This is a genomic window from Methanoculleus sp. SDB (genome assembly GCA_001412355.1).
In the GTDB taxonomy this organism is placed as follows: Archaea; Halobacteriota; Methanomicrobia; order Methanomicrobiales; family Methanomicrobiaceae; genus LKUD01.
On the sequence record LKUD01000031.1, the window covers coordinates 55,044 to 68,480 of the forward strand.

The 13,437-nt window shown below is 59.2% G+C and carries 11 protein-coding genes and 1 pseudogene; 6 read left to right on the forward strand and 6 right to left on the reverse strand.

The window, feature by feature from the left end; genetic code table 11:
* Position 1: 1 nt before the first annotated feature.
* Together APR53_08860 and APR53_08865 are read right to left on the reverse strand one after the other, a co-directional pair.
* Positions 2–2,032, reverse strand: a complete 2,031-nt coding sequence (locus tag APR53_08860) for a potassium transporter (GenBank protein ID KQC05072.1) — start codon at positions 2,030–2,032, stop codon at positions 2–4.
* 174 nt (positions 2,033–2,206) lie between these two features.
* Positions 2,207–3,607: a DNA polymerase II gene (locus APR53_08865; protein ID KQC05073.1), complete on the reverse strand. Its 1,401-nt coding sequence runs from the start codon at positions 3,605–3,607 to the stop codon at positions 2,207–2,209.
* Positions 3,608–3,715: 108 nt separating this feature from the next.
* Here APR53_08865 and APR53_08870 point away from each other — a divergent pair, with 108 nt between their 5' ends.
* Both APR53_08870 and cofH (APR53_08875) read left to right on the forward strand, forming a co-directional pair.
* Positions 3,716–4,405 carry a phosphohydrolase gene (locus APR53_08870; GenBank protein ID KQC05089.1) on the forward strand — a complete coding sequence of 230 codons (690 nt, stop codon included), beginning with the start codon at positions 3,716–3,718 and terminating at the stop codon, positions 4,403–4,405.
* Positions 4,402–5,487 carry an FO synthase subunit 2 gene (gene cofH / locus APR53_08875; GenBank protein KQC05074.1) on the forward strand — a complete coding sequence of 362 codons (1,086 nt, stop codon included), beginning with the start codon at positions 4,402–4,404 and terminating at the stop codon, positions 5,485–5,487. The genes APR53_08870 and cofH (APR53_08875) overlap by 4 nt, the downstream gene beginning before the upstream one ends.
* Positions 5,488–5,902: 415 nt before the next feature.
* Here cofH (APR53_08875) and APR53_08880 read toward each other — a convergent pair.
* Positions 5,903–7,669: pseudogene (locus APR53_08880) on the reverse strand.
* A 181-nt stretch (positions 7,670–7,850) separates the two neighbouring features.
* Here APR53_08880 and APR53_08885 point away from each other — a divergent pair.
* From APR53_08885 to cofH (APR53_08895), 3 genes are all read left to right on the forward strand, one after another.
* Positions 7,851–8,522: a hypothetical protein gene (locus APR53_08885; protein KQC05075.1), complete on the forward strand. Its 672-nt coding sequence runs from the start codon at positions 7,851–7,853 to the stop codon at positions 8,520–8,522.
* Between the two features lie 95 nt (positions 8,523–8,617).
* Positions 8,618–9,295 (forward strand): hypothetical protein, encoded by a 678-nt coding sequence (locus APR53_08890; protein KQC05076.1) that lies wholly within the window; start codon positions 8,618–8,620, stop codon positions 9,293–9,295.
* 87 nt (positions 9,296–9,382) lie between these two features.
* Positions 9,383–10,477 carry an FO synthase subunit 2 gene (gene cofH / locus APR53_08895; protein ID KQC05077.1) on the forward strand — a complete coding sequence of 365 codons (1,095 nt, stop codon included), beginning with the start codon at positions 9,383–9,385 and terminating at the stop codon, positions 10,475–10,477.
* A gap of 14 nt (positions 10,478–10,491) precedes the next feature.
* Here cofH (APR53_08895) and APR53_08900 read toward each other — a convergent pair whose 3' ends face one another.
* From APR53_08900 to APR53_08910, 3 genes are read right to left on the reverse strand one after another with little or no spacing between them, the layout of a single operon-like run.
* Entirely contained in the window at positions 10,492–11,070 is a 579-nt protein-coding gene (locus APR53_08900; protein ID KQC05078.1) for an NADPH-dependent FMN reductase, read from the reverse strand.
* Positions 11,071–11,073: 3 nt separating this feature from the next.
* Positions 11,074–11,523, reverse strand: a complete 450-nt coding sequence (locus APR53_08905) for an endonuclease III (protein ID KQC05079.1) — start codon at positions 11,521–11,523, stop codon at positions 11,074–11,076.
* Entirely contained in the window at positions 11,516–12,118 is a 603-nt protein-coding gene (locus APR53_08910; GenBank protein KQC05080.1) for an MBL fold metallo-hydrolase, read from the reverse strand. Before APR53_08910 ends, APR53_08905 begins: the two co-directional genes overlap by 8 nt.
* Positions 12,119–12,151: 33 nt before the next feature.
* Between APR53_08910 and APR53_08915 the strand changes: the two genes are divergently transcribed.
* A complete protein-coding gene (locus APR53_08915; protein ID KQC05090.1) occupies positions 12,152–13,426 on the forward strand; it encodes a phosphomethylpyrimidine synthase in 1,275 nt (424 codons plus the stop codon).
* The last annotated feature ends 11 nt before the right edge of the window (positions 13,427–13,437 follow it).

A 13,437-nucleotide genomic window follows, 5' to 3' on the forward strand; every position in this document is an offset into this window, starting at 1 on the left:
GTTACAGGAAGAGGGGGGCAAAGACCACGGCGACGATCGACATCAGCTTCAGGAGGATGTTGATCGCGGGGCCGGATGTGTCCTTGAAGGGGTCGCCGACCGTATCACCGGTAACGCCCGCCTTGTGTGCATCCGAGCCCTTGCCGCCAAAGTTGCCGAGCTCGATGTACTTCTTTGCGTTGTCCCACGCACCGCCGGCATTGGCCATAGTGATGGCAATCATAAACCCGGCGGCAAGCGATCCCGCAAGCAGACCGCCCAGTGCACCGGGCCCGAGCAGGAGTCCGATGATCAGCGGCGCCGCGATGGCGATGATGCCCGGTGCGATCATCTCTCTGAGTGCCGAGTTGGTGGAGATCGCGATACATGACTCGTAATCGGCTTCTGCCGTGCCTTCCATCAGGCCGGGAATCTCTTTGAACTGGCGGCGCACTTCAATGACAATCTGGTATGCCGCCTTGCCGACCGCCATCATCGTCAGCGACGAGAAGAGGAACGGCAGCATGGCACCGACCAGCACGCCGATGAAGACGGGGGTGTCGAGGATGTTGATTGTCTGGAGGTTTACGGCCTGTGCATAGGCTGAGAAGAGGGCGAGGGCGGTGAGCGCGGCGGATCCGATGGCAAAGCCCTTGCCGATGGCTGCGGTGGTGTTGCCGACCGCATCGAGGGTGTCGGTGATCTTCCTGACACCGGCTTCCTGGTGGGACATCTCTGCGATCCCCCCCGCGTTGTCAGCCACCGGCCCGTATGCATCGACGGCAAGCGAGATGCCGAGCGTTGCAAGCATGCCGACCGCGGCAAGTGCAATACCATAGAGTCCTGCGAACTGGTGGGCAAGGAAGATCGCGATGCCGATGACGATTGTGGGGAAGAGCGTGGATTCCATGCCCTTCGCAAACCCGGTGATGATATTGGTTCCGGCCCCGGTTTCACAGGCCTTCGCGATCGTGAGCGTGGGGGAACGTTCGTAGGAGGTGTAATATTCGGTAATCTGACCGATAAGGAATCCGGCGATCAGGCCGCCGACGGTTGCCACGAATACGCCGAAGCCGTATTCTCCCAGCAGCATATTCGTCACGCCGTACGTTGCGAGAATGACAAGACCCAGCGCAATTAGGAGCCCCTTGTTAAATGCCATGTGAATGGCGCTCTGCTCCGTCTTGTTCGTCCGGACGAAGAAGGACCCGATGATGGAGGAGACGATACCGAGCGCCGCGATGGTTACCGGCACCAGTATGACATTCATCATGGGCACGTTCGGGAATACGGTTGCGGCGGTTGCCGCGCCGAGAAGCATCGTTGCGATGATGGATCCGACGTAGGATTCGTAAAGGTCGGCTCCCATACCGGCAATGTCGCCCACGTTGTCACCGACATTGTCGGCAATCACGGCGGGATTGCGGGGGTCGTCCTCGGGAATGCCGGCCTCAACCTTCCCCACGAGATCAGCCCCGACATCTGCGGCCTTCGTGAAGATACCGCCGCCGACACGTGCGAAGAGTGCAATCGAGGATGCACCGAGGGAAAATCCGGCGAGGATGTTGACGACGGTTCCCTGCTCCATGCCCGGAAGCAGGCTGGAAAGGGCGATAAAAGCGATAGAAAGTCCGAAGAGGCCGAGACCCACGACAGACATCCCCATCACGGTGCCGCTCGCGAACGAGACTTCAAATGCCTCGGCAATGCCCCGTCGTGCGGCGTTTGTCGTCCTGCCGTTCGCGGATGTGGCTGTAAACATCCCGATATAGCCCGCGGTTGCGGAAAGGACCGCACCGAATACAAAACAGGCCGCGGTGAGTATGCCGTTGGGCAGGATCACCGCAATGATGATGGCAAGCACGACCACGAACACGGCGATGGCACGGTACTGACGATTCAGGTAGACCATCGCACCGGTATGGATGGCGGCGGTGATCTTCTTCATGAGATCGGTGCCTTCGCCCTCTTTGCGGACTCTAATAAAGGAATATCCCGCGAAAAGAAGGCCGAAAAGGGCACAGATCGGTGCCAGGTAAATTAACAAATCCATATGGCTTCTATCCTCCGTTTGCTCTGCTCACACGCACGAAACAGAGCGCAAACGTACTCTAACAATGTGAGTTCACCATTAAAAAGAACGCGCATTTTAAAAGAACCGCACCGCCGGCTGCCGGGTATGGGCGGGCCCCGGATAGCAGGCCCGGCAGTGTAAAAAATACTGTATTTATGCGTTGAAATCGAAAATCTCGACATCCAGCGTCTGGAGATCGACCACCGTTGCCCGTGCCGGCGTCGGCGTGATATTCATCTGCTTCTGGAATTTCGTCTGTGCCTGCCATGTTCCTGAGTTTACGCACAGGACGTTTCTGTATCGCCGGATGCCACAGATATGGACGTGGCCCGTATGGAGGATCTCGGGCACCGGATCAATGAGGAGACGATCCTTCTTCGCGGCCATTATGGGAGTCCGCATCCCGTAGGTGCAGGCAAGGTGCCGGCGACGAAGCATCTCCTCCATCATCGCCGCCGGATCGGTATACGATGCGCCGGGTATCATGGAGATGAGGTCGTCGTAGGAGCGGCCGTGGTACATCAGCACCCTGACCCCCTGCACGCCGACCAGGGCCGGATTCTCGACCTGTATTACGTTGTCCGGAAATTTCGCGGTAAATGCGGCCGGAAGCGCCGGCTGGGGTTCCGATCCGCGGACAACATCGTGATTCCCCGGAGAGACGATGATCTGCAGGTGGGACGGGAGGCGCCGGAGCATCTCCGCGAAAGCATCGTACTGATCGTAGATATTCGGGATCGTGAGTTCCTGCTCCTGTCCCGGATATATGCCGATGCCGTCCACGATATCGCCTGCGATGAGGAGATACTGGACGTTCGCGGTGGAAAGCCACGAGGAGAACCGGTCCCATGCTTCGGCAAGGAAGGTATCGCTTCCCACGTGCACGTCTGAGATCAGGACAGCTCTCCCCGGACGGTCACTTTTAAAAGGCGCATTATTCATCGGGATGTCGGGGCGCACAAGTGTCTCGGCAAAGAAGAGGGTGCCGTCTGAGGAGAGGGTGCCGTTGATGCCGATCACCTCGTCCGGTATGATCTTTTCCGCCTCGGCAAAGATCTCGCGATCACGGTTGAACAGGACATTGATCGTCCCCGTAGCGTCCTCAAGGGTCGCCATCCTGTGCCCCCTGGCCGTCGTCCGGACCCCTGCGACCATCCCGATGATCGCGGTGTCCTCCTGCCTGTACCGGCTGTTTTTCGTAAGCGCCTCGATGGGCATTGCTGAAACCCTGTTTCTGAGAATGGTGGAAAGCCTCGAATAGCGGTCACGGAAATAGTGGTTGAAATCCAAAAACTCAACGCCTTTTCCGTTCGGGACCGCATTGCCGGAGATGATTTCCACATACGGATCCCCGAGAAACCGCGTCCCGTCCTTTTCGGTCTTCCAGCCCGGCACGTGACGCGGCCCGACGACGATCGTATGGGCGGGGACGCCTGCGATTATCTCATCGATGAGACCCGGGTTTTGCTGATCCTTCAGGTACTTCACCACGTCGGGGTGCACCTGCAGGTTTGTGTCAAGAAAACGGCGGACGATCTCCCGGTCTCCGAGCATTGTAGTGAGGTTGGAGCGGCGCCGGTATAGCATTTTAGATTGTGTTCCCGGCCCGCGGAGATGGCGGGAATGGCAGAGTATATGGGTGACGGACTCCAACCTGAAGATATGGCGGGTATTTCGGGACCGGGATCGCTTCCCGGGATCGTGCGGCGGATCCGGGAGAGCACACACCCGGCAGTCATGCTTGCCCGGGATATCGCCTGGGTTCTGGCCGTGGTGGGTGCGATAGCCCTCCTTCTTTTTCTTGTAAGCGGCACGTGGCCCGCGGTCGTGGCCATCGAGTCGGAGAGCATGGTTCCGAATATGCAGGTGGGGGACCTCGTCTTCGTCGTAGCGCCGGACCGGTTCGGTACGCTGCAGACGTGGGCGGAAGGGGAACAGTCGGGATATGCACCTTTTGCCACCTATCCCGACCGGCAGGGTGCAATGCCGTACGGCGACGTCATCATCTACCGCCCGAACGGGGATACCCGGGTCCACCCCATCATCCACCGCGCAATCGGCTACGTGGACGGGACCGGGAGTGCCGGGTATATCACCAAGGGTGATAACAACCTGGGGATTGACCAGAACACGTATTATCCGGGAATCGGAACGATTCAGCCCGTGAAGAAAGAGTGGGTGATCGGCAAGGCCCTGTTCGCCGTTCCGCTTATCGGATATCTGCCTCTCAATATCATTCCCTTTGCAGCCCTGATCCTGATCCTGGTCGTTCTTCACGAACTCCTCAGCCGTCGCGGCGGTGACGGCGAGCCAAAAAAACAGGGGGCCGTTAAGAAGGGGAAACGGAAATGACAGTGATGCGCCAGTTACTCGACGATGTGCGTGCCGGGCACCGCCTCACCGCGGACGAAGCGGTCCGGCTGATGAAGGTGCGGGATCGCCGCATCTGGGATATTGCGGCAGCGGCTGATGAAATCAGGGAACAGAAGGTAGGAAACATCGTCAGCTATGTCAGGAACCAGAATCTCCACGTAACAAACATCTGCAAGAACGTCTGCGGCTTCTGCGGCTTTGGCAGGCCCAAAGGAGCCGAAGGAACGTTTCTCTACGGAGAAGACGAGATCCGGGCGCAGGCAGCCCTTGCACGGGAAAGGGGAGTCACCGAGATCTGCATGCTCTCGGGAGTGCACCCCGACTTCACCCTCGAAACCTACGAGGAAATGATTGGCTGGGTGCGTGATGTCATCCCCTCCGCCGATATCCACACGGCAAGCCCGGATGAAGTGACATGGGCGGCGAAGAAGAGCGGCGTGTCGATAGAGGAGGCACTGGAACGTCTCCGGGCGGCGGGTCTCGGCACCCTGCAGGGCACCGGCGCCGAGATCCTCGTCGATTCCGTCCGGGAGATCATCTGTCCGCGAAAGGTCGATACGGCGACGTGGGCTTCGGTGATCCGGGCGGCTCATGGATTAGGAATCCAATCGACGGCGACCATCATGTACGGCTCGGCCGAGCAGCCGGAAGATCGTATCGCTCATCTCTCGCTCCTCCGGCAGATCCAGGATGAGACCGGTGGATTCACCGAACTCGTGCCTCTTTCCTACCTTCACCAGAATACGGCGCTGTACCGCGACGGGCTGGCACCGGCGGGGGCAACCGGCCGCGAGGATCTTCTCCTGTTTGCGGTTTCACGCCTCTTTCTCGATAATTTCGATCATATCCAGATCTCGTGGGGGAAAGTCGGCATCAAGATGGCACAACTCGGCCTGTGTGCCGGGGGGGACGATCTCGGCGGCACGATGTTCTGTGATGCGGTCTCCGTCGATGCCGGAGCGGACGAGGCTGATTACCTTGATCCTGATGCTATGCAACGGATTGCCGCGGATATCGGGCGGGAGCTGCGCCAGCGAACCACGACATACACGCTCCTGTAATCAGGTTTTTAAATTATGACGGGGAATTCCACCCCTCCCGTATTCCCGTGCCTCCCGTCTGCTGGAGGACGGCGGCCCGGACGAACCTGATATCATTCCAGCTGTACCGGTCTCCGAGCATACGTTTCAGCACCTTGAGATCATAGCTGCCGCAGTCGCGTATCGCATCCCTGACACCCCTCTGCCTCTCCGGCAGCACCAGATCGTCGAGGGAGATGGCTTCGCCGACGAGAATAAGGCTCTCGAGATGCGCGCCGACGATATCCTCCGTCAGGTCGCGCCGGAATGCAATCCCACGGACGGTGAGCCCCCTCCGGTAGAGGTCGCGGGTTTCTCTGAGCGTATCACGGGAGAAGGGAACCTTTCCCGCTGGCGCAGGCTGATCACGGGACAGGGCTGTTTCCCTTTTCCGGAAACGGGTGATTTCCCGAAGGAACCGTTCCCCGTACTTTTCCAGTTTCTGTTCGCCGACCCCCCGCACGGAGAGCAGCCGTGCCCGTGTCGCCGGCCGGCGTGCCACCATGTCGCGAAGGGTTGCATCGGAAAACACCATGTAGGGCGGGATTTCCTCCTCGTCAGCCAGCTCTTTTCTCAGCCTTCGGAGGCGATCGAAGAGGCCGGGATCACCCGCACCGGCCGTGACGGCACGCCGCCCCGGGAGTCCTTCCCGTACCGACAGGAGAACCCGTTCACCGCCGGTGAGCACCGTATGGCTTTTTTCGGTCAGGACGATCACCGGATAGCGATCCCCCTCCTGCCCCAGATACCCGAGGCGTACGAGTTCCCTGATATGCGCAATAAGATCGTCGCGCGAATGCGTTTTCCCCGAGCCGAAGCATCGCCGGCCGGTGTCGCCGCGCTCGCGGATCTTCTTTGATGAAGAACCCCGGAGGACATCGGCGAGATACCCCGCGCCGTATGCTCCGGGAAGTTCCTTGACGCACCTGATGATCTCCGTCGCCACTCCGGTCCCGTCAATGAGTGTTTTCGGGTCTCTGCAGTTGTCACAGCGTCCGCACCGTCCCGGGGGGAAGGTCTCGCCGAAATAGGAGAGCAGCGCCGCCACCCGGCAACCCGTCCCCTCGCAGTAGGCGATCAAAGCGTCGAGCCGACGGTACGCGCTCCGTCTCTCGATGTCGCTCTCCATCCGGTCGATGAAATAGGACACCCGTGCCCGGTCGGCCGGGCTGTAGAGCAGGATGCAGTCGGAAGGCTCCCCGTCGCGTCCCGCACGTCCGGTTTCCTGGTAAAAGTGTTCGAGGTCGCGGGGCAGATCGTAGTGGATGACAAAACGCACGTCCGGCTTGTCGATACCCATGCCGAACGCGATGGTTGCGACAATAATCCGGGTCTCGTCACGGATGAAGCGGTCCTGCGTCTCAGCCCTGAGCGGTTTTTGCAGGCCTGCATGGTACGGCCGGGCGGAAAAGCCGTCCCTGGTAAGTTTATCGGCAAGCTCCCCGACTGTTTTTTTACTCGTGCAATAGATAATGCCCGAATCGTTCCGGTGCGCGGAAAGGTAGCCCATAAGCTGCGCATAGGCGTTTCTCTTCTCCAGTACTTCGTAGGTGAGGTTCGGGCGGTAAAAACTTCCGAGCGATATGAACGGACGCAAAAGATGGAGCTGATCGGCGATATCGCGCTGTACTGCGGGCGTTGCCGTCGCAGTCAGGGCGATGACGGGGACACCGGGAAGTGCCCGGCGAAGCCTGATAATCTGCCGGTATTCCGGGCGGAATTCATGCCCCCATTGCGAAATGCAGTGTGCTTCATCCACGGCGATCAGGCTGACGGGAAGACCCTGCATGAAGGTGATAAATCCTGGCTGTGCTGCTTTTTCTGGCGAAACATAGAGTATTTTGAGCGTTCCAGCCCTGAGCGCAGCCTCTGTCTCCCGCCGCAGGTCGTAGGTGACGGTGCTGTTGAGAAAGGCTGCCGGCACCCCGTTTTCCCGGAGCCCGTCCACCTGGTCCTTCATGAGCGCGATGAGCGGGGAGATGACAAGTGCGATGCCCGGTTTCAGCAGTGCCGGAAGCTGAAAACAGAGAGATTTTCCGCCACCCGTTGCAATGACCGCCAATACGTCGCGATTGTCGAGGAGGCGGGAAATGATCTCTTCCTGATGAGGAAGGAAGGAGCTGTATCCGAAGTACTTTTTCAGTGCCCGGTATGCAGGCTCCATATCCATGATGACATATTCGGCGGGAAGCGGCATTAAGCCTTACAATCATTCCGGCGACCGGATCCGGCCCGGTATGCCGTTACCAGAAACCATTTAACGACAGGCTCGAAACGTTCCTTGTTCGATCCTGCCTTCCGGACGGTGCGAGCCCGGCCGGACCGCCTCTTCCGGGAGAATGTCAATGGAATGCCCTCAGAATATCAGTGCCTGCGGGCACGATCTATCCCGCCTGTCCCGTATCCTGATTCCCTGTGCCCTTTATGCAGGCTATCTGATCGTCCTGTATGCATTTCTGCCGTATCATGATTTTCTCGTGTATCTCGGCCTCGCCGCCGCCTACCTGCTCCCTCCCGCAGGCAAGGAGTCGGTTATCCCCCTCGGCATCTGTCTCGGGGAGGCGTGGTGGCTGACGGCGCTCACATGCGCAATGATTGATATCGTCTGTGCGCTGTTTGTTGTCTGGAATTTTGATCTTCTGCTTGGCGTGCCCGTTATCGGACCGGCAATGGGCAGGTTTGCAGGAAGGGGACGCGCTTATATCCGGGCGCGGCCGTGGCTCGCGAACCTCTCTTACGCCGGCCTCATCCTGTTTGTCATGTTCCCCCTTCAGGGATCGGGCGGCGTGAACGCAACCATCATCGGCCGGCTGCTCGGGATGGGCGTTGTTCCGGTAGTGGTCTGTATCAGCGCGGGATCGCTAATGGGGTGTTTCTCGATTGCCATGGGTGCCGGCTGGCTGATTGCCCTCTTCCGCGAAAGTCCCCCGACGGCAGTTCTTCTGGGTGCCACGATGCTGGCCGCCTGTGCCGGAGCGGCGATCTGGCTGCGAAGACGTTCGGCATCAGGGGCATGACTGATGGAACCTTCCGGTTCATGAGGATATCTCCGCGCTTCATAACATTGAAATACGGCTGGATGTATTGTCATCATATACCGGAGGACAGTATCATGACGCGAACGAAACTCCTCACGATTCTCCTTATTTTCCTGCTGGTTGTCACACCGGCACTGGCAGCGAATAATAAAGGCGCTCAGGAAGCCGCACAGAACGGTGCGAAACCTACCGTTGCGAATGCAACACCGGCTGCCGGCTCCGCCGCCCTCCATGCACAACAGACAAAAACCGTGATGATTCGTGCCGAACTCACAGCACGCGAACAGGAGAGGCAGCAGGAGCTTGATCAGGAACTGCAGTCCGTTCGCCCGGAAGTCCGGAACGTGTACCTGAATCAGAATACCGTCAGGGTAGCCGTGCACACGCTGCTCGGGCTGGAAAACAGTACCTACGGCATCGGCCGGAATATTTCCGCGGTCGCGCGTGAATTCAACAACTCCGTGCAGGCCACGATTGTTGCCGAGGAACGGCTTGAAACCCGCAGCGGATTTGTGCGCTTTTTTGCCGGCGGCGATGATGAAGCGGCGGCCGAGATCCTGCAGCTGACAGCCGAGAATCGCCTCCGTATCCAGGAGATGAACCGGCTCATCGCCGAGTGCGACTGCGATAATGAAACGCGTACATACCTGCAGGAGCAGCTGCAGATCATGACTCAGGAACAGACACGCCTCGAATCGCGGGCGCAGGCCGAACAGGCGGACCGCGGTCTATTCGGATGGCTGTGGAAATAATCCGCCATCTTTTTTCCCCTGTCCGGGAAACTCCAGCAGGCTTATATCGACTCCATGACACTCCTTTGTTGCCATGGAAGAGAGGGGATGTCCGCGGTGACGGTACTGCAGCGGATATGTGAGGATGCTGCCGGTGGTGCACGGCTGTCAGAAGAGGATGCGATTACCCTGTTTTCAGCGAAAGGCCGCGATATCTGGGATATAGCCAGAGCAGCCGATCGAATCCGGGAAGAGCGGGTCGGAGATACGGTGACGTTTGTCCGGAACCAGAACCTCAATGTCACGAACATCTGTGTCAATGCCTGCGGATTCTGTGCATATTCCCGGAAGGAAGGGGATCCCGATTCGTACCGGTTCGGAAAGGAGACGGTGCAGGGAAAAGCGGCACTCGCGGGTACGCGTGGCGTAACCGAAATCTGCACCGTCAGCGGCCTCCACCCGGCGTTTAACGCCGCTGCATACACGGACATCATCGCATGGATCCGCGAAGCGGTGCCGGACGTCCATATTCACGCGAGTAATCCGATGGAGATTGCATTCGGGGCACGGAAGAGCGGGATTTCGACCGCCGAGATGCTCTGCCTGATGAAGGATGCAGGACTCGGCTCGATGTGCGGGACGGCTGCGGAAATCCTTGTGGACGACGTGCGGGCGCGCATCTGTCCCGGAAAGATCGATACCGCAACCTGGGAGCGTATTATCCGGGAAGCACATGCGGCGGGCATCAGGACGACCGCCACGATTATGTACGGGCATGTCGAGACGGTTCGTGACCGGGCCCGGCACCTCGCTATTCTCCGCTCTATTCAGGACGATACCGGCGGTTTTACCGAATTCGTCCCCCTCTCGTTCATTCACTATCAGACGCCCCTCTACATCAGGGGAGAGGCCCCGGCGGGAGCGACGGGCCGTGAGGATCTCCTGATGTATGCCGTATCCCGTCTCTTTCTCGACAATATTCCTCACATTCAGGTTTCGTGGGTGAAACTGGGCACCAAGCTGTCCCAGCTCGCCCTGTGTGCGGGCGGTGACGATCTCGGCGGAACGATGTACGAGGAGCGAATATCAAAAGAAGCGGGCGCAAAAGATACGGATTATCTTGATCCGGATGAAATGCGGCGTATTACAGAGGATATCGGACGCACCCTTGCGGAACGGACAACCCTCTATGGGCGTGTATAAGGAAGGGTATGCGGTCAGACGGACCGGATATATTTCGAATCCTTCCGCAGCATTTTAATAATCGTTCCCGCGACTTCCTTTGCCTTTGGCATTGCATGCGGGTCGTTGAGGATGTCCCCCGGCATGTATCCTTTGCCGGCTACGAAACCGAGGTACGAAAACTCGTGGGTATTGACGAATCCTTCGAGTGTCTCGAGGGTCCGTTCGCATCCGCGGTCGGCGCAGACGGCTACCACAACGGCATTCCTTCCCGCCAGTTTCCGGTCATGATAGAGCGAATATGTCCGGTCGATGAAATTCTTGAGTTGCCCGCAGACATCGTAGTAATAGGTGGGTGACCCGATGATGAGGATATCGCAGTCGAGAACCTTGTCGACGATGCGGCCCCAGTCGTCTTTTTCTATGATGCACCATTTTTTTTCCTTGCACTTCTCGCATCCGATGCAGGGAAGAATTTCCATCCCCGAGAGTGATACGAATTCCGTCTCGATCTCGGAACAGTTTTCCGCATCCACATGGTCAAGAATTTTTTGTATCAGGAGTGCGGTATTGCCGTCTTTTCGCATGCTCCCGGATAGGCCGAGCACCTTCATACTCTATGCTTGGCTGCCATTTATTTGAGTCTTGTGCTCGTGGCATTGAAGCCCGAGGCGATGGAACGCCGCGATGATTTCGGCCTCCGGGTTGGCGGTGCGCCGGAAGAGATGCGAGAGGCAGCGGCAGTCGCTGCACCCGAAGCCTGCCACCGCGTCACCTCCGATCTCCACTGCAAGCATGCATTCAAGTTTTTTTTCCGTATAGCCACAGATGCATCCGGTAAGGTGGAAATCCGGGGAGAGCAGCAGGGCGTCGATGTGCCAGACCGGGCGCCGGTTCCGGGTCTGAGCGAGGCGGACATGCCGGCGTACCCGGGCCAGTCCGCCGGGACCGAGTGCCGATCCGACGTAGATGTGCCACCCGGGCCGGAACGCGAGCATGCCGAGGCTGCCCACACGGCAGGTGCACGCCCTGTTCTCAAAAATAAGACAGTAAATCCCTTTATCCATAGGCACCGGTTATCAGGCGGAGTGCAGCGGTGATATGGCGCCCTCCGCCGGCGGGCACCGGTTCACCGTGTCCGGGCCACAGTCCTTCAACCGGAAGTCCGGCGAGCCGTTCGATCGATCGCCTGAGATCGGTGATACTTCCGCCGGGGAAATCCACGCGCCCGAATCCCCCGTCGGCAAAGACCGTATCACCCGAGATGAGGGTGCCGGATTCCTCGTTCCAGAGGCAGATGCTTCCCGGTGTGTGTCCCGGCGTGTGCAGCACGGTCAGCTCTGCAATCGTGTCGCCTTCCTCGAGCATACGGTCGGGGACGAGCGGCGGCGTCCGCGCCCCGAAGAGGACGGAGAGATTCATCCCCTCGTCGGCCAATCCGTGTGCTTCGCGCCGGTGAATGCAGATTGCCGCGTCGCACATATCCGCGATCTCACGTACATGGGCGATATGGTCGTAGTGGCAATGGGTGAGCACGATCGTCTCGATGGTCTCCTTATACCGCTCTACCGCCATCGGGGTGACTCCTGCGTCCACGAGGATCGATCCGATGACGAAGGCGTTGGCGAAGAACCCTTCGCCGGGAATCCAGGTTACGTGCATGCATGATATTAAGCCTCAGGACAAATGTGTGTTATGCAGTCCCTGATACGGGAATGTCTTGCCGGTGTTCCTTCTGAAGTGGAAGCGGCAGCCAGGGCGGAGGGCCTTATACCGCGGAGGCTTGCCAGCGCAATCGTCCGCGGGCGTGTGGTGATTCCGGCAAACCCGCGGCGCACTCATCCTTTCGTTCCTGTCGGTGAGGAGTGCGGGGTCAAGGTGAACGTAAACATCGGCACCTCGGGAGCCCGCTGTGATCCCGGCCTCGAGATGGACAAAGCGCGGGTGGCGCTCGCGAACGGCGCGGATGCTCTCATGGACCTTTCGACCGGTGGCGATCTCCGGACGATGAGGAAATCGGTCCTCTCTCTCGACACGACCGTCGGCACAGTCCCGGTGTACGAAGCCGTCCGGCGTGCCGGGAGCGCCGTGGATGTCGACGGTGACCTGCTCTTCCGAATCATCCGGGAGCACTGTCGTGACGGTGTTGACTTTCTCACGCTCCACTGCGGCGTGAATCGTCAGGCGCTTGATGCCCTGAGAAAGGATCCCCGGACGATGGGTGTTGTGAGCCGGGGCGGTGCTTTCCACGTGGCGATGATGGCTGAAACGGGCGAGGAAAATCCGCTGTACTCCGAGTTTGATTACCTGCTCGAGATACTTGCGGAGGAGAATGTCGTTGTCTCCCTTGGTGACGGGATGCGGCCGGGAGCCGTCGTGGATTCAGGCCGCCTCGCAAAGGCAACGGAGTACCTGACACTCGGTGACCTTGCCCAACGGTCGCAGGAGGCGGGTGTACAGCGGATGATTGAGGGGCCGGGCCATATTCCCATCGACCAGATCGGGTACAATGTACGCATGATCAAGGAGTTGACCGAGCAGGCGCCCCTGTACCTGCTCGGGCCGCTGGTTACCGACATCGCGCCTGGCTATGACCATGTGGTGGCGGCGATCGGCGGTGCGGTGGCATGCATGCACGGCGCGGATTTCCTCTGCATGGTCTCTCCTTCGGAACACCTCGCACTTCCCGGCGTGCGGGACATCGAAGAGGGGTGCCGTGTGGCACGGGTTGCGGCGCATGTCGGGGATTCCGTGCGGCGAAAGAACTCGTGGCTATCGGAAGGCGAGATGCAGATGGCCGAGGCACGCCGTAACCTCGACTGGGAGGAGCAGTTCCGGCAAGCGCTCTTCGGCCCTGTCGCCCGCGCCATCCATGAACGGGACGGGGAGATCGACACCTGCTCGATGTGCGGGGATCTCTGTGCGGTAAAGATGGTGCGGGAGTTTCTTGACGCACCGAAAAAATCCTGAATTATTCTTTT

Coding starts and splice junctions, on each gene's coding strand:
- APR53_08905 (KQC05079.1), bottom strand. CDS start 11,523: ATGGATAAAGGGATTTACTGTCTTATTTTTGAGAACAGGGCGTGCACC.
- APR53_08860 (KQC05072.1), bottom strand. CDS start 2,032: ATGGATTTGTTAATTTACCTGGCACCGATCTGTGCCCTTTTCGGCCTT.
- cofH (KQC05074.1), top strand. CDS start 4,402: ATGACAGTGATGCGCCAGTTACTCGACGATGTGCGTGCCGGGCACCGC.
- APR53_08915 (KQC05090.1), top strand. CDS start 12,152: ATGCAGTCCCTGATACGGGAATGTCTTGCCGGTGTTCCTTCTGAAGTG.
- APR53_08890 (KQC05076.1), top strand. CDS start 8,618: ATGACGCGAACGAAACTCCTCACGATTCTCCTTATTTTCCTGCTGGTT.
- APR53_08900 (KQC05078.1), bottom strand. CDS start 11,070: ATGAAGGTGCTCGGCCTATCCGGGAGCATGCGAAAAGACGGCAATACC.
- APR53_08865 (KQC05073.1), bottom strand. CDS start 3,607: ATGCTCGGAGACCGGGAGATCGTCCGCCGTTTTCTTGACACAAACCTG.
- cofH (KQC05077.1), top strand. CDS start 9,383: ATGTCCGCGGTGACGGTACTGCAGCGGATATGTGAGGATGCTGCCGGT.
- APR53_08870 (KQC05089.1), top strand. CDS start 3,716: ATGGCGGGTATTTCGGGACCGGGATCGCTTCCCGGGATCGTGCGGCGG.
- APR53_08910 (KQC05080.1), bottom strand. CDS start 12,118: ATGCACGTAACCTGGATTCCCGGCGAAGGGTTCTTCGCCAACGCCTTC.
- APR53_08885 (KQC05075.1), top strand. CDS start 7,851: ATGGAATGCCCTCAGAATATCAGTGCCTGCGGGCACGATCTATCCCGC.